This window comes from Vibrio sp. 10N (genome assembly GCF_036245475.1).
Taxonomy (GTDB): domain Bacteria; phylum Pseudomonadota; class Gammaproteobacteria; order Enterobacterales; family Vibrionaceae; genus Vibrio.
This window is the reverse complement of record NZ_BTPM01000002.1, coordinates 521,079-546,471: the sequence shown is the minus strand read 5'-3', so window position 1 is coordinate 546,471 and position 25,393 is coordinate 521,079. Positions and strand designations below refer to the sequence as shown.

15 protein-coding genes and 3 tRNA genes are annotated in these 25,393 nt (G+C 45.4%); 5 read left to right on the top strand and 13 right to left on the bottom strand.

The window, feature by feature from the left end; genetic code table 11:
• Positions 1-94 precede the first annotated feature (94 nt).
• A complete protein-coding gene (locus AAA946_RS18610) occupies positions 95-1,288 on the bottom strand; it encodes an acetate/propionate family kinase (RefSeq protein ID WP_338166269.1) in 1,194 nt (397 codons plus the stop codon).
• 280 nt (positions 1,289-1,568) lie between these two features.
• A complete protein-coding gene (locus AAA946_RS18605; protein ID WP_338166268.1) occupies positions 1,569-3,476 on the bottom strand; it encodes a DEAD/DEAH box helicase in 1,908 nt (635 codons plus the stop codon).
• A 432-nt stretch (positions 3,477-3,908) separates the two neighbouring features.
• Between AAA946_RS18605 and rnb the strand changes: the two genes are divergently transcribed.
• The gene (gene rnb, locus AAA946_RS18600) at positions 3,909-5,921 is read left to right on the top strand and encodes an exoribonuclease II (protein ID WP_338166267.1); all 2,013 of its coding nucleotides are present in this window, start codon (positions 3,909-3,911) and stop codon (positions 5,919-5,921) included.
• Positions 5,922-6,006: 85 nt separating this feature from the next.
• On the opposite strand, the gene AAA946_RS18595 is transcribed toward rnb, so the two are convergent.
• On the bottom strand, positions 6,007-6,354 hold the full coding sequence (locus AAA946_RS18595) for a DUF3024 domain-containing protein (protein ID WP_338166266.1): 348 nt from the start codon (positions 6,352-6,354) through the stop codon (positions 6,007-6,009).
• A gap of 179 nt (positions 6,355-6,533) precedes the next feature.
• On the opposite strand from AAA946_RS18595, the gene AAA946_RS18590 reads away from it, so the two are divergent.
• Together AAA946_RS18590 and AAA946_RS18585 are read left to right on the top strand one after the other, a co-directional pair.
• Positions 6,534-7,349, top strand: a complete 816-nt coding sequence (locus AAA946_RS18590; protein ID WP_338166265.1) for a phosphate ABC transporter substrate-binding protein — start codon at positions 6,534-6,536, stop codon at positions 7,347-7,349.
• A 113-nt stretch (positions 7,350-7,462) separates the two neighbouring features.
• A complete protein-coding gene (locus AAA946_RS18585) occupies positions 7,463-8,899 on the top strand; it encodes an IS1182 family transposase (RefSeq protein WP_338166264.1) in 1,437 nt (478 codons plus the stop codon).
• Positions 8,900-9,429: 530 nt separating this feature from the next.
• Here AAA946_RS18585 and AAA946_RS18580 read toward each other — a convergent pair.
• Together AAA946_RS18580 and AAA946_RS18575 are read right to left on the bottom strand one after the other, a co-directional pair.
• Positions 9,430-10,950 carry a YadA C-terminal domain-containing protein gene (locus AAA946_RS18580; RefSeq protein ID WP_338166263.1) on the bottom strand — a complete coding sequence of 507 codons (1,521 nt, stop codon included), beginning with the start codon at positions 10,948-10,950 and terminating at the stop codon, positions 9,430-9,432.
• A 412-nt stretch (positions 10,951-11,362) separates the two neighbouring features.
• Positions 11,363-12,358 carry a hypothetical protein gene (locus AAA946_RS18575; RefSeq protein ID WP_338166262.1) on the bottom strand — a complete coding sequence of 332 codons (996 nt, stop codon included), beginning with the start codon at positions 12,356-12,358 and terminating at the stop codon, positions 11,363-11,365.
• Positions 12,359-12,552: 194 nt separating this feature from the next.
• Here AAA946_RS18575 and AAA946_RS18570 point away from each other — a divergent pair, with 194 nt between their 5' ends.
• Together AAA946_RS18570 and AAA946_RS18565 are read left to right on the top strand one after the other, a co-directional pair.
• Entirely contained in the window at positions 12,553-13,371 is an 819-nt protein-coding gene (locus AAA946_RS18570; RefSeq protein ID WP_338166261.1) for a LysR family transcriptional regulator, read from the top strand.
• Between the two features lie 111 nt (positions 13,372-13,482).
• On the top strand, positions 13,483-13,803 hold the full coding sequence (locus tag AAA946_RS18565; protein WP_112462795.1) for a heavy metal-binding domain-containing protein: 321 nt from the start codon (positions 13,483-13,485) through the stop codon (positions 13,801-13,803).
• Positions 13,804-13,883: 80 nt separating this feature from the next.
• On the opposite strand, the gene pulA is transcribed toward AAA946_RS18565, so the two are convergent.
• The 8 genes from pulA to AAA946_RS18525 form a co-directional block, all read right to left on the bottom strand.
• Positions 13,884-17,897: a pullulanase-type alpha-1,6-glucosidase gene (gene pulA, locus AAA946_RS18560; RefSeq protein ID WP_338166260.1), complete on the bottom strand. Its 4,014-nt coding sequence runs from the start codon at positions 17,895-17,897 to the stop codon at positions 13,884-13,886.
• A gap of 420 nt (positions 17,898-18,317) precedes the next feature.
• Positions 18,318-20,627 (bottom strand): DUF7507 domain-containing protein, encoded by a 2,310-nt coding sequence (locus tag AAA946_RS18555; protein WP_338166259.1) that lies wholly within the window; start codon positions 20,625-20,627, stop codon positions 18,318-18,320.
• 291 nt (positions 20,628-20,918) lie between these two features.
• Positions 20,919-20,992: transfer RNA gene (locus tag AAA946_RS18550), tRNA-Cys, on the bottom strand.
• A 56-nt stretch (positions 20,993-21,048) separates the two neighbouring features.
• Positions 21,049-21,135 (bottom strand) — tRNA-Leu (locus AAA946_RS18545).
• Between the two features lie 204 nt (positions 21,136-21,339).
• Entirely contained in the window at positions 21,340-21,585 is a 246-nt protein-coding gene (locus AAA946_RS18540; RefSeq protein ID WP_338166258.1) for a nitrite reductase, read from the bottom strand.
• A gap of 391 nt (positions 21,586-21,976) precedes the next feature.
• Positions 21,977-22,050, bottom strand: a tRNA-Cys gene (locus tag AAA946_RS18535).
• 169 nt (positions 22,051-22,219) lie between these two features.
• On the bottom strand, positions 22,220-23,665 hold the full coding sequence (gene viaA, locus AAA946_RS18530; protein ID WP_338166257.1) for an ATPase RavA stimulator ViaA: 1,446 nt from the start codon (positions 23,663-23,665) through the stop codon (positions 22,220-22,222).
• A gap of 57 nt (positions 23,666-23,722) precedes the next feature.
• A complete protein-coding gene (locus AAA946_RS18525; RefSeq protein WP_338166256.1) occupies positions 23,723-25,384 on the bottom strand; it encodes an ATPase RavA domain-containing protein in 1,662 nt (553 codons plus the stop codon).
• Between the last annotated feature and the right edge of the window lie 9 nt (positions 25,385-25,393).

Sequence of the window (25,393 nt, the reverse complement as noted above, 5' to 3'; positions counted from 1 at the left end):
CCGCACACTCAACAACGTCAGTGCTCTAATCTACTGCACGCAATAAAAAAGCGAGCCATATAGGCTCGCTTTTTACACTGAAAGATAAAACTTACTACAGAAGTTCCACCGACTGCTGTGCAATCACAAACTCTTCATTAGTTGGGATAACCATCGCCACTGCATTTAGCATCTCAGATTTCGCGATAACGCCTGCGTTACCAAAGCGAGCGTCTTCGTTGCCTTTCACGTCTTCTTTAAAGCCAAGAAGTTTCAGGTTGTTTAAGATCTCGCGGCGAATTGGCATAGAGTTTTCACCGATACCACCAGTAAAGATGATACCGTCGAATGAATCTAGGGCCGCTAGGTAGGATGCAATGTACTTAGATACACGGTAAGTAAATACTTGGAATGCCAGCGCTGCACCTTCGTGACCCTGCTCCATTGCCTCTAGAATGCCACGAGCATCGCTCGTTAGACCAGACACACCCAGGAAGCCAGACTCCTTGTTAAGCGCATTGAACACTTTGTCTTGTGACCAACCTTTCTTAAGAAGGTACTCAATGATGCCTGGATCGAGGTCACCACAACGTGTGCCCATCATAAGACCAGATAGCGGTGTAAAGCCCATCGACGTGTCTACAGACTCACCGTTGTTAATCGCACATACTGATGCGCCGTTACCAAGGTGGACAGAGATGAAGCTTGCTTGCTCTACAGGCTTGTTAATCATCTTCGCTGCTTCACGGCTCACGAAGTAGTGACTCGTGCCGTGGAAGCCGTAGCGACGGATACCGTAGTCGGTATATAGCTCATTCGCGATAGCGCCCGTGTACGCGCGTTTAGGCATAGACTGGTGGAACGCAGTGTCGAATACAGCGAATTGCGGCAGTGACGGGAAAGCTTCCATTGCAGCGCGAATGCCGATAGCTCCAGCTGGGTTATGAAGCGGCGCAAGATCAGCCAGCTTTTCAATTTCAGCAGTCACTTCTTCGTTGATTCGTACAGTTTGAGTGAATTTCTCACCACCGTGAACAATACGGTGACCGACTGCAACAATGCTCTCTTGCAGGCCTAGCTCATCTGTAAGGCCAACGAGTTTACCGATGGCAATTTTGTGGTGGCTGTCATCGCCTTCGATTGCGATTTCAGTTTTTTCACCATTGAATTTCCAGCTCATACGAGACTCTGGAAGACCGAAACACTCACCGAGACCAGACAGTACAGCTTCACCAGTTTGAGAATCAATCACTGCAAACTTTAGCGATGAGCTACCAGAGTTGATGACAAGAACAAACGAATTCGACATTGGGGGGATTATCCTGTTATTGAGCATGGATGGAAGACGACTTCCTTACATTGATTTGTATTATTCAATATTTTTTGAATCATTCAACTTTCTTTTAAGGTTTTGAATGTATCAAAATGATATTTATTGATAATGATCAAACTAGGATTTAATTCATGAGTTGAATTTAATCGATTGCATCCCTTGATTATAGTAGCCTCAGAGACAGGCTGCTTAGCACAGATACAAAAAAGCCGAGCTTACGCTCGGCTTTCAACTATTTTTGAGTGCTCAACTTTAATTAAGCTTCATCACGACGGTTGCGTGAGAAAGAACGCTCGCCACGGTGGCTTCCACGGTGATCGCCACCACGGTTACGGTCAAAACGACGCTCGCCATCACGACCACGGCCACGACCGCCTTCACGGTTACCGTCACGGTTGCCACGGTAGCCACCGCCATCACGGTTGCCATCGCGGTTACCACGGTAGCCGCCACCATCGCGACGACCGCCGTCACGACGACCACGAGGCTCACGGAAGTCATTGAAATCAACCACTACTGCACCCGCTTCTTTTTGACGGATACGTAGTTTCTGTAGCTTACCAGCAACATCTGAAGTCATTGCTTTTGGAAGCTGAACGTAAGTTGATTCACGGTCTAGCTTGATAGCACCGATAGAACCTTTAGTTAGACCTAGCTCGTTTGCTAGTGCGCCAACGATGTCTTTAACTTGAACGCCTTGCTCGCGACCCACTTGAAGCTGGTATGTATCCCAGTCTTGAGTGTTGAAGTTACGGCCACCATCACGACCACCGTCGCGATCGCGGTTTTCACGGCGCTCTTTACGACGCTGCTTGTCACGCTCGATAGCAGCAATCATTGGGTCTTCACCAATGTAGAACAGTGGACGTTTCCCCTGCTGGCGCTTAAGTAGAATTGCCGCTAGAGTTGCTGCGTCAATTTCTAGAGTTTCTTGTAGCTTCTCAACAAGCTCAGCAAACTTATCAAGTGACTTGTGCTCAGTTTCTTGAGCTAGCTCTTCACCAAGTTTAACTAGACGAGCTTCTGCAACCTTGTCACGTAGAGGAAGTTGGATTTCTTCCATTGAAGACTTAGTTACGCGCTCGATAGTGCGAAGCATACGGATTTGGTTTGTGCGAACAAGAAGGATCGCTTTACCTTTACGTCCAGCACGACCAGTACGGCCGATACGGTGGATGTAAGACTCAACATCGAATGGGATGTCGTAGTTGAATACGTGTGTAATACGTGGAACGTCTAGGCCACGTGCAACAACGTCAGTCGCAACTAGGATGTCGATAACACCTTGTTTAATGTGATCAACAGTGCGCTCACGTAGAGACTGAGGAATGTCACCGTGAAGTGCTGCTGCTTTGAAGCCGCGCGCTGATAGCCAGTCTGCAAGACGCTCAGTGTCTTGACGAGTACGTACGAATACGATTGACGCGTCAGTTTCTTCTGTTTCTAGAAGACGAGACATTGCTTCGTCTTTTTCTACACCTTTAACAACCCAGAACTGCTGCTCTACTTTGTCAACAGTGTGGTTTTTACCAGCAACGTCGATGTACTCTGGCTCACGCAAGAAACGATCAACGATCTTCTTAAGCATTGGAGGCATTGTTGCAGAGAACAGTACGCGCTGTGCAGTTTCTGGAGCGTGCTCCATGATCTCTGTTACGTCGTCAACAAAGCCCATGTTTAGCATTTCATCTGCTTCATCAAGAACAAACGTGTGTACTTCGTCTAGGTGTAGACGGTCACGGTTGATAAGGTCTTGAACACGGCCTGGAGTACCAACAACGATGTGAGCACCAGATTTAAGCGCACGCATTTGATCAACGATAGATGCACCACCGTAGATCTCTAGAACTTTAAGACCAGCAACATTTTTACCAAGGTTCTTAACTTCAGCAGCAACCTGAATCGCAAGTTCGCGAGTTGGTGCAAGAACAACAGCCTGTGGCTTACGTTGACCAAGATCTAGCTTGTTAAGTAGAGGAAGAGAGAAAGCCGCTGTTTTACCAGTACCGGTTTGTGCTTTACCTAGCGCATCTTTACCTTCTAGAAGGTGAGGAATAGCTGCAGCCTGGATAGGAGTAGGAGAAACAAAACCCATTCCGTCAAGAGCAGAAAGGATTGCGTCGTTCAGCGCTAAATCGCTAAACTGGATAGTAGAATCTGTCATTGGGATCCCATTCTTAGATTAATAACTAGGTCCCACGAGCTCTACCAATTCCAAACTGATCCAGATTGTCTCTAAAAACAATCGATTAAGAGCTGATTCCATTCAGATGCGGAAAAGTAGCAAATCGCATCAAGCCGCTAGGGACGTAAACAAGGAGGCGGATTATTCCCTAAAAGCACAAAAAAAGCCAGAAAAAATTGAAATACATCACAATTTTCTCCTATCTAGCAAAAATCTGTATAAAGCATAGTCAAATTGACACACTTCCCGCCTACAAACTAAGCACATTGGTGTTTACGCTCATTTCTTTCACTCGTTCTCTTCGCGATAAGATCGTCGAATTGCCATAACTTGTGTGTGACGGCATTCCTTTCCAATGATAGAATCCAGCGCAATATTCGCTTCTCTTAAGCAAAGGTTAACAAACACTACATGTTCCAAGACAATCCGTTACTCGCTCAACTTAAGCAGCAAATCCAAGAAAACCTTCCTAAAAAAGAAGGTACCATCAAGGCTACTGAGAAAGGCTTTGGCTTCCTTGAAGTCGATGCCAAGAACAGCTTCTTTATTCCGCCTCCATACATGAAGAAATGTATGCACGGCGACAAAGTCGTTGCGATTATCCGTACGGAAAAAGAGCGTGAAGTGGCAGAGCCACAAGAGCTAGTCGAACAAGCCGTTACGCGCTTTATTGGTCGCGTTAAGCTATTTAAAGGCAAACTGAACGTTACTCCAGATCATCCTCAGCTTAAAAAGCTAACGCTAAAGGCGAAAACGACCAAAGGTCTTAAGTCTGACGATCTAAAAGAAGGTGACTGGATTGTTGCCCAACTGATTCGCCACCCATTGAAAGGTGACAACGGCTTCTTTGCAGAAATCACAGAGAAAATCACAGACGCTGACGACAAGATCGCACCATGGTGGGTAACACTGGCGCAGAACGACTTGCCGAATACTGAGCCAGAAGGTCTTGAGCAGTGGGACATCAAAGATGACGCAGCACTAGAACGCGTTGACCTTACCGAGATGCCATTTGTCACTATCGATGGTGAATCGACCAAAGATATGGACGACGCTCTCTACGTTAAGAAAAACGACAACGGTCAATTTGAACTGACCATCGCTATCGCAGACCCAACCGCTTACATCACTCCAGAAGATAATATGGACAAAGTGGCGCGCGAGCGTGGTTTTACTATCTATCTTCCTGGTCGCAACATCCCAATGTTGCCACGTGATTTGGCTGACGACCTGTGTTCATTAATTGAAAACGAAGTACGTCCAGCGATTTGCTGCCAAGTTACCGTTGACGCTGACGGCGTGATCGGTGATGACATTCGCTTCTTCGCAGCCAGCATTAAATCACACGCTCGCCTCGCGTATGATCATGTGTCTGACTGGCTAGAAAACGGCAGCAGTGACAAATGGCAGCCTTCTGAAGAAATTGCTACCGTTGTACGTGAGCTAAGCGAATTTGCACAAGCACGTGCGACTTGGCGCGAAACACACGCTGTTGTATTCCCAGACCGTCCAGACTATCGCTTCGAACTTAGCGAAGATAACGATGTAGTGGCAATCCATGCTGACATGCGTCGTACAGCGAACCGCTTGGTTGAAGAGTCGATGATCACTGCGAACATCTGTGCCGGCCGTGCGTTAAGTAAAGCGTTTGGTTATGGTGTCTTTAATACCCACCTTGGCTTTAAAGCTGAGAAGCTAAAAGACGTGGTAGAACTCGTAAACCAAGATAAAGAAGAAGCAGCTTACACAGCAGAATCTCTATCGACACTTGAAGGTTTCGCAGCGCTTCGTCGTGACTTAGGTGCACTGGAATCTAGCTACCTAGATAACCGCATTCGCAAGTACCAAGCGTACAGTGAAATCAGTAACCAACCTGATGCTCACTTCGCAATGGGTCTAGACGTTTACGCTACATGGACATCGCCTATTCGTAAGTACGGCGACATGGTTAACCACCGTCTTCTTAAGGCGCTTATTCTTGGCAATGAGCCAGTGCAAAAGCCAGATGACGAATTGGGCGAAGAACTGGCTATCCACCGCAAGCATCACAAGATTGCTGAGCGTACGGTAGGTGACTGGTTGTATGCTCGTACGCTAGAAAATGAGCCAAAAGCCGGTACTGAGTTTACTGCAGAGATCTTCGACATTAACCGTGCTGGTATGCGTGCTCGCCTTCTTGAAAACGGCGCAGGCGTGTTTATTCCAAACCCACTTATCGTTGCGAACAAAGAACGTATCGAAAGCAACAACGAAACAGGCACTGTCGCTATCGACAAAGAAGTGGTTTACCGCTTGGGCGATACTCTGAAAGTAGTATTGGCTGACGTTAACCAAGAAACACGTAGTCTTGTTGCTAAGCCTGTTGAAGTGTTTGCAGAAGCACCAGTGGAAGCTGAAGCTAGCACTGAAGAAGTGCAAAAGTAATTCATTGAAAATCAGTGTGTTAACGTAAAAATGGGAGCCTTTGGCTCCCATTTTTTATGTCAATAAAACTAACTAAATAACATCATTACCAAAAGTACGCCTTCGGATCTTTCTCAATTTCACGCATGACTGCTGTTAAATCTGAACTCTTGCCGAGAAACGGGTACGGTATCCACACTTCACCATCTTGTTCATCAGGAACATACAGTAGCCATTGATTATCATGAGTATCGAGCAAAACTTTCGCGACGGCGCTGGTGTAGCTTGATGATTTTGAATCGAGCAAGTAATGAGCTTTAGAGAACACAACGCCATGTTCCAACATTTCAAACTGAGACTTGCCAAGCTCTACGGGCATACTACGGTTTCGGTTACTACAAACAATTTCTGCACACCGCTCTAGGCGACACTGCGACATTTGAATTAACGTCATACACCCTTCCTCTCGATTATTACCTTTAATATAACTGCTTTTTGACCACTTTGTTAGCGTTGCATAAGCCAAATCGATGCATTTGAGAGATAACTCCACCACAAGCAAACCCGGTTCACAAAACTGTCACACTAACGAAATATGATGTGGCAAATTCGTACTTTACTTGGAGTTTCCCTATGCTTCGCATTGCGCTAGCCACCCTACTCTCAATTACTTGCATTGCTCACGTTCAAGCAGAAGAAGTGAACGTATCCGGTTCGACCTCTGTCGCTCGTGTGATGGATGTATTAGCAGAACAATACAACAACCAAAACTCAGATTCCTTCGTAGCAGTGCAAGGGATTGGCTCGACTGCTGGCATTACTTTGCTGGAAAAAGGCGCAACAGATATAGGTATGAGTAGCCGTTTCTTAACAGTTCAAGAAAACAACGAATCACTTGAAGTGTTTCCCATTGCTTATGACGGTCTCGCGGTGGTGGTTAACTTAGCGAACCCAGTCCAGAACGTGAGTCGCGAGCAACTGTTTGATATCTACAAAGGCAAGATCACCAACTGGAAACAGATTGGCGGCCCTGACCAAAAAATTGCCGTAGTGACTCGTGAGGCTTCTTCGGGCACACGCGCAAGTTTTGAAAGTCTGCTTGGTTTAACACGCGTGATTAACGACAGGACCGTTTCAGACATCAACCCAACCAACTTAGTTGTTAACAGCAACAGCATGGTGAAAACCATCGTGAACCACAACCCACATGCAATTGGTTTTATCTCAGAGGGTTCCGTCGATCGCTCGGTAAAAGCGATTACCTTCGAAGGTGTGGAAGCTAACACCAAGAATATCTCAGAAGGTAAGTACAAATTGGCTCGCCCATTCTTACTGCTGCATAAGAAAGACGACATCGATGACGATGCTGACAAATTCATTAAGTATGTGCTTTCAAAAGAAGGTCAGCTATTGATAGAAGAGTATGGTTATACGCCAGTGAAAAAGTAACGCTAAAACCCAAAAGAGCCCTCAAACTGAGGGCTCTCAGACTGCTGACAAAGGTCTAGCTTTCAAGCTAGACCTTTGATCTAATAGGAGTATCGAAATATGGATACTCCGATATGCTTCAAAAACCTTCTCCTCAGCAATACGAACTCGAAATGGTAACCATGGAACAGCTCGTTCCACAGAATCATCTCGTTCGTAAAATTGATAATGCCATCGACTTCGAGTTCATCAGAGACGAAGTGGCACATCTATACTGCAAAGATAATGGCCGCCCACCCGTAGACCCTGTGCGTTTATTCAAAATCATTCTGCTTGGCTACCTATTCGGCATCAAAAGTGAGCGCCAACTGGTCAAAGAAATTGAAGTGAACGTCGCTTATCGTTGGTTCTTACGAATGTCACTGACCGAAAAAGTTATCCATGCTTCGACGTTAAGCCAGAACCGAATTCGACGCTTCAATGGTACTGACGTCTTTGAGCACATCTTCAACAACATAGTGCTTCAAGCGATGGAGAAAGGCTTAGTCGCAGGACAGGAGCTCTTCACTGACAGTACACACCTTAAAGCCAATGCTAACAAGAACAAGCACATGAATCGTCTGCGTCCAGTTAGTGCAGGCGCTTATCTTGATATGCTGAATGAAGATGTGGCTGCAGACCGAGAATCTGAAGGTAAAAATCCATTCAAAGAGACGCCACCAAAGACAGACGTCAAAAACACTAAAGTCAGCACCACCGACCCTGAAAGTGGCTTTATGACACGAGACAATAAGCCTCAAGGCTTCTTCTATCTTGACCACCGAACCGTGGATGGTAAGCACGGTATCATCGTAGACACATACGCAACACCGGGGAATGTGAATGACTCACAGCCCTATATCCGTCGTCTCGATCACACACTAGAGCAGTTCAACCTCAATCCTATCGCAGTTGGTATCGATGCAGGTTACTTCACTGCGCCTGTTGCTGAATCACTCGAGCGCCGCAGTATATTAGGTGTGTTCGGGTATCGCCGCCCATCAAGAACTAAGAACAAATTTAAGAAGAAAGACTTCAAATACCAAAAAGAGACCGATACCTATCGCTGTCCAGAAGGGCAAGAACTTATCTATAAAACCACAACACGCGCAGGCTATCGCTCATACGCTTCAGACCCGAAACAATGTGCGTTTTGCCCCGTTCGGGACGACTGTACTAAGAGTGAAAATATGCAGAAGGTCATAACGCGTCACCTTTATAGTGAGACGGTGGAGCGAGCCAATCAAATGCGACTCTCTAGCTACGGAAAGAAGACGTATCGGAGGCGAAGTGAAACAGTAGAACGAAGCTTCGCCGATGCAAAACAACACCATGGCCACCGTTACGCGCGCTACCGCGGTCTCGCAAAAGTGCAAATGCAATGTTGGTTAGCCGCTGCCGCTCAAAACATCAAGAAGATAGCGTTGGTGGTGAGCTATCTGCGAAAAATGGGCCTAAATAAGGCAGAAATAAGTCAAATACTAGCCTCTGTATGCCGATTTAAGCCTTACTCACTTCAGAACGCTATCTAACAAAAAATATCGCGATCGCGGCCTACGGCCGCTCCGAAAAAAGAACCCCGCTTGAAAAAGCGGGGTTCGTCAGCAATCTGAGAGCCCTCAAACTGAGGGCTCTTCTCATTATTTATTGATATATAAAGGTTATCAGTAAGTCACCGCGCAGTACCCCATCACCTCAACATCCTAATCAGCAATATTGCCATTCCAATAAACATAATTTTACTCCGCCTATTTGATCTCTTTTGAGCAGTTTTAAGCTCGGAATGAACTCGAGCTATGGATGATTCATATTCGAAGTAGTTTTTTGGAGTAGTACTACACTGGGCAGCTTTTACTCGACTTTGTTCTCTATCAAGGTTCCTGATCATCTGTATACGAACGACCGAGTCTAAGGAACGGCAAAAATAGCGAAGACTCTCATTATCTAACCTAGATAAGTCTCTCAGCATAGGGTTGTTGATCATTTGGATTTACCAGAGTGTCAGTCAATCAGCTATCCAGAAATTGGCCCTTCTTTTGAAGGGCTAATTGAAGCTAGTTAACTACTTAAACGTATATTGAAGACCTGCGCCACCAGAGACTTGAGAGCTCGAGTAAGTACCAGAGGTTTCATAGTTGACAGTAAATGAGGCTGAAAGGTTGTCTGTCAATCCCATGGCACCACCGAGCGCTAATGCTTCTTTGCTACCCGCGAACCCGACACCAGCACCCATTGCGAATTCACCTTCTTGAACAAAAGGACGCGCGTTGGTAATAGCGTGCATAGATGCCGTCACACCGTCCATACGCTCATCAAGCTCGTTGAGTTGATGCGCTTGTTGTTCAAACGCTGCCTCTAGGTTGTCAATACGTTCATTTGTTACAGCTAAATCATTTTGATAGCTTGTTCGTGTAGACTCAATCTGTTCATTAATAGCATCTCGAACTGGCAAATCCGGTGTACCCACAGAAGGAGGCACAGGAGAGCCATTGTCACCATCAATGATTGGCTTGTGATTGTCATCTGGCTTGCCACCCGGTAGACGATCTGAATGAGGCGGCTCAATAGGTGCACCTTCCTCACCAGGTTTATTTGGGGTATCCGGTTTATCTGGTGTGCCGTCCCCACGTGGTGGCGCTACTTGAGAGCCATCATCACCATCAATGATTGGCTTGTGATTGTCATCTGGCTTGCCACCCGGTAGACGATCTGAATGAGGCGGCTCAATAGGTGCACCTTCCTCACCAGGTTTATTTGGAGTATCCGGTTTATCTGGTGTACCGTCCCCACGTGGTGGCGCTACTTGAGAGCCATCATCACCATCAATGATTGGCTTGTGATTGTCATCTGGCTTGCCACCCGGTAGACGATCTGAATGAGGCGGCTCAATAGGTGCACCTTCCTCACCAGGTTTATTTGGAGTATCCGGTTTATCTGGTGTACCGTCTCCACGTGGTGGTGCTACTTGAGAGCCATCATCACCATCAATGATTGGCTTGTGATTGTCATCTGGCTTGCCACCCGGTAGACGATCTGAATGAGGCGGCTCAATAGGTGCACCTTCCTCACCAGGTTTATTTGGGGTATCCGGTTTATCCGGTGTACCGTCAACACGAGGGGGCGTTACCTCTTGACCTTTCCAAACAGCCTCACGTTCAGCGATGTCCGCATTTCCTTGGACTGTATCTTTATAGTTATATCCTTCACCAGAACTACGAGTTTCAGTATAAATTTTATTCGCTAGTTGTTCGTTGCCATTATACTTCGCTGCATCAATAGCCACTGATGCTAGCATTGAGTTTGAACCATCCTTGTTCGCGTTAAGTGAAACCTCGCGAGCAGCTTGCAGCTGAGCGTGGGTGAACTTGCCATCTTTAATATCTTGAGTAATAGCAGCTGCCGCAGCTTGCTGAGCAGAAGAGTCGCGAAGAATACCAGCCAAAATATACTCACTCACGTTTTCATTTTCAGCTTGAGCTGCTAGAGCAACTTTTTGTGTATTATGTCTAGTATCTGTAACTATATCTGCCATCGCTCCAAACGAAACCGAAGAAATAATTGTAGCAAGGATAGTTTTTTTCATTTTCAAGTCTCAAATTAATTATGTATCAAATATCAATAGTAAAGCTATTTTAATTATTAACCCGGTTAACGTCGGGTTAGCCGCAGTAGTTTCATAGGATATTTAGGTACTAATCCTCCACTACTTTTTTGTTATCATTTTATCTCCACTATCCTTTATGGAACACAGTATAACCTCTGTTAACTTTCAAATGGGAATACCACTTCCAACCAGACATGTATATTTTAATGTATTATCCATGACTAGATTTGTCGAAACAGAAGCAAAGAAACAATCCTTCCCTGTAGTAAAAATTTAATATTCATCCTAACCACACTGACGATAGTGTTGCCTTTTAATTAAACTCAAACACTGTGATTTGTTGGCATTCATTTAGTTACAAACGAATGCCAATTAAATCAATAGATTTAGATTAGTTTTTCGTGATGCCTTTGAGAGAATACATTTCATCAGCTTGAGCTTTAACTTCCCAAGCATCAATAGGCAAATACATACGGATCAATAAGTTTCCACCAGCTTCAACAGTTGCATTGCTCGCTGAAGAATCACAGTTTGTGGTAAAGCTAAACGTGTCACCTTCATCAATCATACTTTCATGGGAAATGTAAAAATCTTCATCATGGATCCAGCCGTCTGCGCCATAAAATGTCGCTGACATATAGCCATTGTTATTCCAATCCAATGAAGGTTTTTTGATTGTCCAGGTTTGACATTCCGCCGACGTCACCTGAACGGGTACATATTGTGCAGTCGTCATTGGCAATCCACCCCAACCGTAAGCGGCTGCGTATAAGTAGTTATGTGGATTAACATCTGCCATTGTCTTACCAAAGGCATCATGTCCGGCAATAGGCTGCTCACCCGAATTGACACGACGAACTAACTCGTCACGCAACTTAATGACTTCATCAGCATTGAAGCCTTTGCTTGGGTAAGGTTTTGCAGAATTAGCTTCAAACTTAAGCTGAGCTTGACGTTTCTTAGTATCTTCATAATCACCGTTATCACGAGTGCGAGCTAATAGATAAACAAAGTCACCGTTAATATCATCAGAATCTACATACAATGACTCGCCATTCTTCACTACTTGGTGAAATAAGTGATGTTCATCGATGATGTGGATTATTTGAAACTCATCACTAGCTGGAACAGTAAATGTAGCGCCTTCAGACACATCTACAATAGCAATGGAATACACCACATCACGATTCGAACGAATGACTTGTTGATTATCAAATGAAACCGGGTCGTCATGCATCCAAGTATTAACACCTACTTTGCTTTGAACCCCATTGAAATACCAGTCAGACTCTGCAACAACATAATCCTCTTCAGTAACTGAAATATCATTTGCCATTGAAGTTAATGAGAATGTAGATATCGCAATTGCTAATAGCGTTCTTTTCATGTAAATAACCTTCCACTCGTATATTTAAACGTTCTGTATATGCCAAACGATCTGAGATAGTAAACACCTTGAAATGAAAGCCGGTATTTAATGTTCAGCTCAATTAGTTGATGCGGGAATTCTATATACTTTCATTTTGCTAAACGATAACGCGATCCCTATACTAGTTATAAGCACAACTTATGGATTAAAAGATGGACTACAACTTGCTTCAGGCTTTTATGAAAGTCTACGAATACATGAGCTTTACTAAAGCATCAGAAGACCTCGATATCAGCCAAGCGGCGGTATCTCAGAAGATTAAAAAGTTAGAGACTCAACTGGATAAGCAATTGTTTGTGAAGAAAGGCCGAGGAATTGAAGCGACAAGTTACGCTGAACACATGATGTCCAAACTAGAGCCTGCAGCACGCTTGGTTAAAGAGGCATTAGAAAAAGAACAGTTCAAAGTGTACGTCAACGAGACTCTAGTCTATGACCTAGATATCGATGCGCTTTTAGTCGATTCGCCAAAAAGCGAGGAGCAGATTATCGAAGATTTGCGAACTCGAAGAGCAGACATCGCCGTTGACTTCATCACGGCCCAAGACGCATCCATGGTCTACGAAGTCATATCAGAAGAGCCTATTCTCGTCATTGCTTCTGGGACACATCCTCGGGTTAATGGGGGTATTTCTCACAAGGACTATTACGAAGAACAACACATCGCATTACAGACCAAAAGAAACAATTCTGATTTGATAAACCTGATTACAGTAGATCCTAAACCCAGAGACGTCGTTTATCGCAGCAACTCTATCGCTTCCCAAATGGTGTACACCATGAACAGTGATTGCCTTTCTTTAATACCAGAAAGAATGAGAGGGGTGGCAGAAAAAATGGGGTTGCAGGTGTTTGAAGCACCATTTCCAATTCAAAAGATACCTTTTAACATGGTTTACCACCGTAGCTTCCTAAATGATGAATCACATAAAATGCTTAGAGAGAAAATCAAAGCTCAGTTAGAAAGATAGGTTCGGTAACTTATTGTTTTATAAAGGCGCATACACACTAGTTTTCCCAAAACACAAATAGCTGTTATGGTGTATTGAATACCACCCTATCAATGCATATAGGAGCATTCAATGATAGTAACAACGACTCAGACTGTTGAAGGCAAAAGAATTGTCAGCTACAAAGGCGTCATCGCTGGTGAAGCCATTCTCGGAGCCAATGTGTTTAAAGACATGTTTGCGGGACTGCGTGATATTGTGGGTGGCCGCTCTGGTACCTACGAACGCGAACTTCAACGAGCACGTGAAATTGCCTTGAAAGAGCTTGAACAAAAAGCGAGTGATATTGGTGCTAATGCAGTCGTTGGCGTGGATTTGGACTACGAAGTGTTAGGTACAGGTAATGGAATGTTGATGGTATCGGCGAGTGGTACCGCAGTCGTTGTCGACTAACCGCTTCTGTTATTCTCTACCTCCAATACGAAGAAAAGGCAGCGAATATCGCTGCCTTTTAAGTTAGAAATTACTTCAAATTATAACTGCGTAACAGTAAGCACTGGCGCACTCTTGTCTGCAAAGTTAACCTCAAAACGGTAGTCACCCGCACTTGGGATAGCAACGCCCAAATTCTTAGTGCCAGAGCCCACGCTTAGTGTTAGAGGGCTGCCAAACTCAACTGATAACCCTTCTGCGTCTGGCGCAAAGATAGTTGCATCTGACCAGTTAGAGTCCGCTACTTTCATTTCGAAATTACCTGCAGTTAAAGATACTTCAAGCGCGTAAACATCATTAGCTACGTAAGTAAACTTCGCCGAATCAATCGCCGCCCAACCGGAGTCGGTGACGTCACCACGTAGGTAGAGTGCAGTATCACCCCAAGTTGGCGCATCTGGTGCTGCAACCACTGAAACAACTGGTTTGTCTGCTGTATCGTTTTGCATGTAAGACGCATCAACAGTGAACGTGTACTTGCCTGCTGTTTCAACAGTTAGCTTACAGTTTCCTGCTGTACCAAGGTCGATTGAATCGCTTGCTTGGTCAGCCCAATCACATCCGATGTTCGCTGTAGACCAGTTAGCATCTGCAAACTTGAACTCATGATTGCCCGCTTCCAACCCAACTGTTAGCGTATAGATGCCGTTACCAACGAAGCTCATCTTGAACGCATCAATTGCTGGCCAGCTATCACCCGTTAGACTACCACGAACATACACATCAGTTTCGCCGTAAGGAGGTAGGTTTGATACATCTTTGTTCGACATGTCTACCGGTAGACCAGCACCTTGCGCGCCGTTTTGTGGCAGCACAAATACTGCTGTTGTTAGTGCCGGAACAGTGAACGTGCTATCCGCAAACTCTGCCGTCTTCACGATATCATCAGCCGAAGCTTTCTGAACATCGTGCAGAACAAACCCGGCAGTATCTTCGATAGTGAAGTCTTGAGTTGTAGCCGTTGAGTTAATCACAACAACAATCGCATCATACTTGCTATCGACATCACCACCAGCACTGGTGCCATCGTCAATCGTCATGACAATCAGACCTTGAGTTTGGTCTGCGCCAACATTACGGAAATCGACACGGTTCTTAATTTCAGCTGCAGTCGCTAGGCGGAACAGTTCACTGTCGTTACGGATAGTAAGTAGCTCCATGAACTGCTGCTTAGACAGTTCGATATCGTCTGCATCTGGCTTAGCCGTTGAGTCTGCAATGATCTCTTTGATCAACTTCCAGTTTGCGCCATCTTTGTCTTCACGCGGTAGACCAACGTTCCAGTTATTGTCTGAACCGTCAAAACGAACGCGGTTATACCAGTCACCAGAATCGTATGAGTCACGCTGCATTGACTTAGAACGAAGTAGCTCAGAGCCCATGTGGATAAACGGAATACCTTGACCCATCATCACAGTAGACAGAGAGACTGTTTGCATGCGCGCGCGCTCTGCCGACGATGTACCTGACGCAATCTTGTAAGCGTTGTTATCCCACAGGGTTTGGTTATCGTGCTTAGACACATAAGAAATGTTTTCTGATGGCTGCTTTGTGTAACCTGCTGGCGCACCATTGTAATCAACGTTCTTACCCAGAGTGGTGTTGCCTTCAGAATCAAGTAGAACGTAAGTCGCTAGGTTGCCTGCCATCCCCAAACGCACTAGGTCTTGGTTATGAAGCATCGCCTTAGTGGTTGCAGCAGAGTCCTCAACCTCATCATTCATGTAAGCTGCATTACCAAAGCCCTGGTTGTACTTAAGTGAGCGACGACCATCTTGATCTTCACCGCCATCAAACGGGCTACCACCGCGCACCGCGTCACGTAGACGATCTGAGAAGGTACCGATACCTGTTCCCGCCATCGCAATCTGTGTTGCTTGTTCAAAACGCGCGTGGTTTGCTACTTCACCGAAGTCCCAACCTTCACCGTAGAAGATAGTGTCAGGGTCGATTTTCTTGACCTCTGCTAGTGCCTCTACCATGAGCGCTTTTGGTTGATGCCCCATAAGGTCAAAACGGAAGCCGTCAACGTTATAGTCGTTCGCCCATACTTTGAGAGAGTCGACCATCAGTTTACCCATCATTAGGTTTTCTGTTGCTGTATTGTCACAGCACGTCGACATTTCTACATCACCCGTGTTGATGTTCAAACGGTGGTAGTATCCAGGGACGATTTTATCCAGAACTGATTTGTCGTTTACACCAGACGCATTGGTGTGGTTGTACACAACATCCATGACAAATTTCAGACCCATGTCATGAGTCGCTTGCACCATTTCACGGAACTCTTTAATACGAGCTGAGCCATCCGCATCACTTGCGTAACTGCCTTCTGGCACTGTGTAGTGGAACGGATCGTAACCCCAGTTAAAGCTATCAAGCATGCGAAGATCATTCATCAGCGCTTGAGCATCACCGGTTGAGCTATCATACCCCTCTAGTACAGACTCGATGGTGTCACCCATGTTACCTGTCGCACAAATTGCCGCGTCAGATTTAGCGTCACAAAGGTCGCCAACAGTGTCTGTAATATCGACTCGATTAACTTCGTCCACTGTTGCAATATCAAATGCTGGCAATACATGCAGCGTAGTCATACCAGCATCTTTTAGTGCTTGAAGGTGTTTCACTGATTCACGTTCCGCTTCTGTGAACGCAAGGTACTTACCATTACTGGCCGTCGTACCAGTCGTATCACTAAAACTAAAGTCACGGATGTGAGACTCGTAAAGTACATGATCGATGTCTTTACTCGTCGGGCTTTCAAACTCACCACCCCAATTAGTAGGAGCTAAAGCAGGATCACTAAGGTCTACAACATGTGAATAACGAGAATTGGCTGACACACTTAGCGAGTACGGGTCGGTGACTAGACGTTCTTCTACTTTACCCGTTGTTGGATGATAAACCGTTACGTGATAGCGATAGAATTTACCTACAGCGCCAGAAACCGGATCGCTTGACCAAACACCATTGTCTGTGTTTTCGTCCATGTCGATCGTTTGCTCGAGCTTCTTGTCTTCGTCATAGATTTCAAGCGCGACTTTCTGCGCCGTTGGCGCCCAAAGCTTGAATGTTGCTGAGCTACCTTCAACGACTGCACCAAGCGTTTCAGACATCGCATTACCTGCTTCTTCTGAAGCGTAGATAGCGTCTAGTGCACCCGCTGATTGGATTTCAGTGGCAGCCATAATGTCATCGTTGCTGTTATAAGCAACAAGAACTACTTGGCCTTTAAGTAGATTGTGGATCTCTTCATCGGTGAAGTTATTCGTTACCGTTTTTAAGCTTGCTAGGTATTTAAAGCGCTCTTTCTGCTCATCGGAGAGATCGCCGCCAATGGAAAGCTCAAGCTTTTCACCGCCAGAAATGTTCTTGTCTTCATCCAGCTCAATACCACCTGTTTTGCTGTGGTACAGTGCCACTTTGCTTGCGCTTGCCGCCGCTTCCCAAGCAATCGTGTCTGCATCAATCCAGTGCGCAGATCGACCGTCAATCACAACCGGACGTTCTTCAATCGGTGCGTAGTAAAGTTTGCTGCTACCGTGGAAGCCAAATATCCCTTTGCTTTCACTGTTTTGAAGATTGCGAAGTTCGACCTTTTGATTGTTACCGCCAAACGCTTTCTCATCACCTTTATGAAGAATGAAGTTCATACACTCATGGGGATCCGAGGCATCAGGGTTGACTTTTAGAACATAATACGCGCCATAAGTGTCACTCACTCCAGCATGAGCGAACGGTGCGTCCCATGCTGTGCCACCATTGGCAATGTTCATCGCCGCAAGATCAGTACTTTCACAACCTTCACCATTCCAAAGGTGCAAACCCCAACCGTCATAAGAGTCGCCAGATTGTGCTGCTACATCACGCTTATAATAAATGACAACTTCATTTTCAGCCGGGCTGTATAAGCCTTCGATATTACCAGTATTACCGCCCGCATCCGTGCCTGAATCGCTGCTACTTGAGTTACAGCCCGCTAGAACCGCTGCAGAGAGCAGCGGTATCAGGGTTTTAGCAACCACTGTCATGTTTAGTTTTTTATTGTCCACTTTCTAAACCTTTTGTTATAGAGGGAAAAGAGTCGTCTTACACATCAAAGACTTCACCTGTCTCTATCGTAAAAAAGGCCAACCTAAACAAACTGTGAAAAATGTTATTAAAGTTATTGAAATGGATAAAATAACCATCACATTGGAGACATTTCACACATGGCGCATGAAAAGCCCAACAAAACACAACCAAGCGCACAACATTCAGGCGCTATTGTCGACGGCGTAGTTGAGGGGGTGGAGGAAATCAGGCGTAGAATTCATCCTGCAATGAGATAGATAGATCTCATTTTTCAACACACTTTATTTCCTACAAAAAATAACTTTAAAATTCTATATTATTGAAGTTCACAAAAAAGCCTTCCAGTCATCGAATAGACAACTGGAAGGCGTTTAAAGGACAAGTTCTACCGTCATCGATTACTCTTGCGTGACAAGTTGAACCGTCACATTGCCGCTGACTGTATTGCCCTGCTCGTCTTTAACCGTTGCTACCACAGCATTACCTGCGTTAGCGTCGAAGTTAACAGCTGATACATCATCAAGGCCTGCTACAAAGTCAATAACAAACGCACATAGATAGGTATCATTACCTGAACCGGCATACTGAATGGTCTGATTCAATTGACATGCAGGGTAAGCAACTTCGTTGTAAACGCCCCCTACATTTCGGAAGGTAAAGCCATCATCGACCAAGTCGGCTTCAAGTACGTTTTGATCAAACAGAGTTAATCCTGCTAACTGTACATCCTCAATACTGGTATTTTTAATTTGCAATACCACGACAATACGAGGTGCAAAGGCAAGGTCAATCGTTGGTGGAAGGTCGGTGAAGTTAACGGTTTCAGTGGCAACCGCCATCACATTTTGACCATCGGCATCGACCCCTTTCACATCCGCTTTGTTAATGTGGCTGTCTCCAGCGTTACCTTGTAGGTTACGAGAGATAACACAAGAGAATACATCCCCTGGATTTGCCACGTACGCGCTCAACTTGGTCGTTCCGCCGACCAAACATTCATCGACAAGCTCACCAAATTTATCATCCAATAACGAACTAAATGTAACAGTGTCTACCCCGGAGCTGTTTACACTGATCGTAAAGGTATAATCAATAGCCCGAACAACTGACGGATCGTCCCCAGTTTCTGGTACCGAGTTCGGTGTTGCCTCTTTAGTGAGCGAGATACTGGACGGAACATCGAGTATCGCAACGGCATGTGAGTTACTGCCACTTGCCGTATCACCTTCATTGTCGGATATCGTGACGCTTGCAGTATTTACAATGGCCTCGTCGCCAAAGTTGCCCGTGATATTTTGGGTATAGGTACATACCGCTTGTTCACCGACATTGAGCGTCCCTCCGGTCGTACAGGTTCCGGTGCCCCCTGTAATATCAAACAAGTTGTCACTGAAAGCATCAATTGACACTGGAGAGTCAAAATACGCAGAGGTGTTAGTAACTGTTACGGTATAAGTCACTGGTCCACCCGGTTCAGTCACCGAAGACACATTACCCTCTTTGACGATGCTAACACTTGGCATCACGTTAGTTATGGTAACATCGATGGGCGCACTACAATTACTGCCATTTCCTGAAGTTAGCCATGTCGGACACGTCGAACCATCTCCCACCGGTTCATTGTTTTTATCCGCTAAGCCAACATTAACAACATCGCGATAGACTTCAGTTTTGGTGGTGTTATCTAGATCGACGTCTTTAACATACACAGAAAATGCACAACTAAACGTAGCGGAAGGCACAACTTCCGTTGATTGCTCATGACATGTATTCGCTACTAGGTAAACCCCATCCGGGTCAGATTGAGTAGGTGTTGAGACTGGCGATGACAGTAAATTCACTGAATAATCAGCTGGCGCACTACCCACAGGAACTACGGAAATCTCGTCAATCAACGAAGTCACGAACAGTGAAGAGGCCGTGCTAGGGTTATTAAAACTCAACGTATAGTCAAATTTACCACCAGGCTCTGGAACACTGGTTGGGGATGCCACTTGTTTGTTAATTACTGGTGGATTCGGTCTGATAAACAAGTCAATGTTGAAGGTGTCACAGTTACATTTCGACTTGGTGTTTGGGATCTGACCGGTAGAGAAGTTAGCATCTTCAACCGTACAGTTATTTCTCTCAATGTTGTCCCATGCGGCACAGTACGTGAAATCTGCGCGACCATCTTGATCATTGTCTACACAGAGCATATTAATACGTTCATTGGTCAGCACATACTGATCACCCGTGTTGGTTTTGACGATGTCACCACACTGGTCGCCATCAATGTCAACATCTTGATCCGCGCCGCTATCACCTGGTTTTGGCAAAATGATGCTACAGTTTTCCGCGCCTCCCTGTACGACTTGAGGAGATTCAGGAGTTAATGGAAGGTAGAAAGTTGTATCATAGCGCTCTTTCGCGTTGGTTCGAATGGTAACATCCGCATCAAAGCTTACAATTTTCCCTGGGGTACATTCGCTGATCCCCACAGGCACTACATTAGTGATCTCTACGTCGTTTGCGGTACAGTTCAGTTGATTTTGAGGTAACGAGTTTCCTGGTTTGAGAAGATAGGCATCCGCCATACATCGGCGTTCATAATCATCGCCAAAGTCCCAGCCAGCGGCTTGTGTATGAGATGGACTGGCATATAAAAACATACCAAGTGCGATTACTACCCCTTGCCGAGGCAGGTGCTGCAATAGACTGTTGTTCATCGTTCTGTCCTTCTGAGCAAAAGAATACGCATACTGCTAATTGCGCTTTGAGAGTCAGAAGCCAGTGAGCATAGTTTATGCCAATGGTTAACCTACTAATTTAAAGGGAATTATTATTTTGGAGAGGTTGAACTTGATACAGAGTGTAAAGCACTAGTGTTGTTAGCTAGGTTAACTACAGGAAATTATTGAAGTCTTTTGCTCTTACAAAGTGTAAACGTGCTTGTTAAGCCGAAACATTGTAGCGCTCTGAAAGGAAAATATTGGAGTAGAATTTAAAATAGAATGGAATGGAGGCGCCTCCCGGAGTCGAACCGAGGTCCACGGATTTGCAATCCGCTGCATAGCCACTCTGCCAAGGCGCCTTAATTTGATTGCCGTAGTCTAAGGTAACTACGTATCTCTTTAGAAGAGAGTAAGATGGTGCCCCGGGCCGGACTTGAACCGGCACAACGCGAACGTCGAGGGATTTTAAATCCCTTGTGTCTACCAATTCCACCACCAGGGCACACAAATTTCTTTGTGATGCCGTTTAGTCTATGTAAACACCATCTTTTAATTTTGTTTCTCTTGGGCTTCCCCGTGAGAACGAGGTGTACTTTAACGGATTGAGATTTTCCGTCAACAGGTATTTTTCACTTTATGAATCAAGTGATTAAATAGCGAACTTTACAGTATGAAGCACGTACAATTCGTCGATAATTACAGCAAGCTACAGGTTGGCAATCTTGCGATCCAGTTGATACTTTTCATCTGTGACTATCTTTTCAAGCACCTCTACCCGCTCTGACAGCCGTTCAACTTTCTCCAATAGTTCACTATTTGCTCGCTCAGTCTCCGAACTCGCATTCTCTAGTTCGATAACACGCATTTTCTCCCTATGCGTGGCAAAGGTGCGAATCATACCGCGACCAAAAATAGCGCCAAAAATAATCAGTACCACGAGAACTTCTGTCATAATCACCTCCATGCATAATGTTTCCAAGAGTAAGTAGCCACTCTAAGAATTGCAATTATTGCCAGCCTTTGAACACGACTAACGTGTGCCACGTCTCAACTCACCTACTGCGCCAGTCATTGAACTAAACCCCAGGTTCTACGTAACACTGAAAGTAAATATAGCCCGAGAGAGACTCTCTCTGGAGCTTTAAACGTCGTTCTGATGTTAAATTAGAAGCGCAACGAATCCTTACCCAGCATGTATGACCTGAATAAATGTGAAGAGAGTATTGAAGTTATGAGCGGCTATCGAAAACTCTAGAAAAGTTGACGACAAGTGTATGAGACTACAAAAGTTTCATAGCCCAGAAACGACGAAGCCCCGACATAATGTCGGGGCTTCTGAATAATGGAGGCGCCTCCCGGAGTCGAACCGAGGTCCACGGATTTGCAATCCGCTGCATAGCCACTCTGCCAAGGCGCCTTTCTTTTCAACACGTTAGAGAAGCTCTCTCGCCGTGTTCGAGGCATACTTTACGGATATGAGAAAATTAGTCAAACAAAAAATCGAAAAAACTTTTTGTTCGCTGACTTTACCACCAATGTGATGGACAATTCAGCGAATATCCCAAAAAACCATCAACAACCCTGCCTCACCACTTCTTCATTAATCGTCCAACCAAAGTTGGATGATATGACCAACAGTGGTCAAACATGCTCATCAGCGACGGGTTACCATATTTTGACAGGTTGATTGCGTGAAAGCGGTTCTTGCGCGATTTGAGCTCATCGACTTTTTCCATAAGCTCTTGCGACTGCTCTGGTGCAATGAAATCCGAAATCACCACCATGTCGGCGTTTTTATAGGTATCCCCCTGCATTAAGTCGATGGATTTTTCTAATACAGGTTCGAGATCGGTGCCACCATGGAAGGAATAACTAAGAAAGTCTGCCGCTTCACGAAGACCGTCTTGTTTGGTGAGTTCATAAGTGATGTGAGTGGTTGAGAACAGAATCACATAGCACTCTCGCTCCTCCGCCAAGGCAATTTGCATTAATGCATAAGCCATCGCTTTGGCGCACTGCTCTGGAAAGCCGCTCATTGAGCCTGAAGCGTCAATACAAACGATGAATGGGCCTTTTTCAAGCTCGACTTTACTGTTGTCGGGTGCCGTAGTGCGAACTTTCTTGAGCGTTCTCGATTTGCCTTGTGTTTTGTAGTTCATCAAACGCTTATCAGCCAAGTGTTTGTAGAACACCACCTCTAACTCTGGATACGCCAAGAACATGGTTTCGTTCGGTAACAGTTTATTGAGATCGTCTGATTCATGAATGCCGACAATATCATCCGTCGCTTCATCACTCTGTTCTTCGACCATTTCAACGTTATCCGCTTGTGCTTTATTCAGCTCTGGATCGTCCTGCTCACTGGCCATCCGCCCTAGTTGTTCGGCAATCTGTTTTAACGCATGATTCTTTTTCAGAAATTCAGCATGGCTGTGCATGGTCTTGAGGTCGGTTTTGGTCAACTTGGCGGCGGCCATATCCCATAAGCGCCCCATTGTTGCTTCATCCCCCTGCTGGGTGACGGTGTCCATATCCTTAATGGTTTCCATACGCTGGTACAGATCCGCCAAGAACTTTTCTTTACTGGCCTCGAGTTCCGTCACCTCGGCTTGTTTAATGGCATCGGCGAGACTTTTGTACCAAAGGTCACAGAAATAGCGGGGAAACATAGGGTTATTAACGGATTTGTTTTTTTCCAGAAGCCTTCTCGCTTGTAGGTAAAATGCAGAGTGCCACTCTAGCTTTTTAACCACCTCGGGGATACGTTCGAAAAATGTCGCTTCATCCAAATGAATCACTTCTTGGTATAGCGTAAGCTCTTGTTGGAAGCGCTCGGTTTCACAAACGCGCGTCATACGTTTTTTCACCGAGCCACGCCATTTAAGCAGATGGTTTTTGACGGAACTACGCATACCACGATTTTCACTAATCGCGAGCACTTGTGAGCGCGCCATCAAGTCGTTCACCGCCGAGTCAATGAGCCCTGACTCAGCCACCATTAACGCAAGGTTTAACCCATCTGCTCCCAGCATTCCTGCCTCCGTTCGATATATTAACCCTTAAATTCGCTATCGCGCTGTTACGCGATACTAGGCGAAAAAGGTTTGCAGTCCTTTAATTCGAGCCACGGCCTTTTCAGCTTCCGCATTGGTTGACTCGAGCGTTTGAGTGACATTTTGAATACTGATTTCCATTTCCGTTGGAATATCAGGCTGAATGAATCCGTGAGGCAATGCGCCGTGGAATTTTGAACGCACCGAACGCAAATGATGCTCAGCATGTTTTAATTGAGTCAGCACCTGCTCTGATTTAGTGATCCACTCTTGCAGCAATCCATCGTCAATACCGCTATTGGTGACCAATGTGGCCAGTACAGAACGATTGGCAATGTCCTTGATGACCAAATGGCTTGAAGCATTGATATCGAGTCTTAAACGGCATAGGTGGGTATTTTGATTGACGTAACCATAGACTTCACTGCCGCCCTCTTTGATAGCTCGGCTCAGCTCATCTTTAGCGATATACACCCAGCGACTATCCCCTTTCTCACTTTCAGACACTGACATATTGCTTTGCAACAACACCAGTTTCACCAAATCCGTTGCTGGTCCCACTTTGTATGACTTCGCATTGCTGATGTCGTATTGATAGACATCTTTTCTAAGCAGCCCTGTTGTGGTCTCCATGGAGAGCGGCATCGCAAATTCGGCTTCAATCTCATCTTGAATATCAGCCAACTGCTCCTTGCCCTCTTCGATTTGCTGAAACACTTCTTGCTGGTCAAAAGCATGATTGAGGGCAAACTCTTTGATTACGCTACGCACAATTTCCAGCGATTCTGGGCTGTTCCACAGACAGTCTTGCAACAGCAATAAATCAAGAGGATTGACGCTATCTCGACCATTAAAAAACGCGCTGGCTTTTAAAAGCTTGACCGCTTTTTTCCAGCGTCGGTCGGAGACATAAAGATCAGCTTCTGACAATGTAGAACGGTGCTCTTCAGCAGCCGATTCAAGCATCGTCTTAAGTTGATAGAGTTTCTCAAAGACATCATCGCTCAATTTGACATCATTGAGCTCACGCTGCCATTGGTGGTATTCACTGTCCGTAATAGCCAGTCCCTCAGGGATCTTAGCTTCTTCGGTTGTGCCAACCGTCAGCATCGATTTGAAGTTTTGTTTGTTCTGAATACGGTTAACAAAAATACGCACTAACATACGATCATACAGCGCTTCTAAGCCGCTATCTTCATCGGGTAACTCGTTAGATGCCGACACCAATAGACGCATTGGCACTTTTTCAATATCGCTGCCGTTTTTGAATGTTTTCTCATTCACGACAGTAAGTAGCGTATTCAAAATCGCTGGGCCGGCTTTCCAGATCTCATCGAGAAACACCACTTGTGCCGTAGGTAAGTAGCCTTCTGTTAATCGCAGGTAACGGCCGTTATCTTTCAGTTCTTGAATACTCAGCGGCCCAAACACCTCTTCTGGCGTCGAAAAGCGCGTCATTAAGTATTCAAAGTAACTGCTGTTATCAAACGCCTGAATAAGGCGCTTCGCTATCAAACTTTTGGCAATCCCCGGAGGTCCCAAAAGAAAAACACTTTCTCCAGCAAGTGCAGCCAACAGACAAAGTTTGATGGTCTCTTCACGCTCATAAACACCATCGGAAAGTGCTGAGGCGAGTTTATTAATTCGTTCTGAAAGCAACGCCTTATCAGCGTGTGAAACTACTGTGGGCTTAATCATGCCAATACC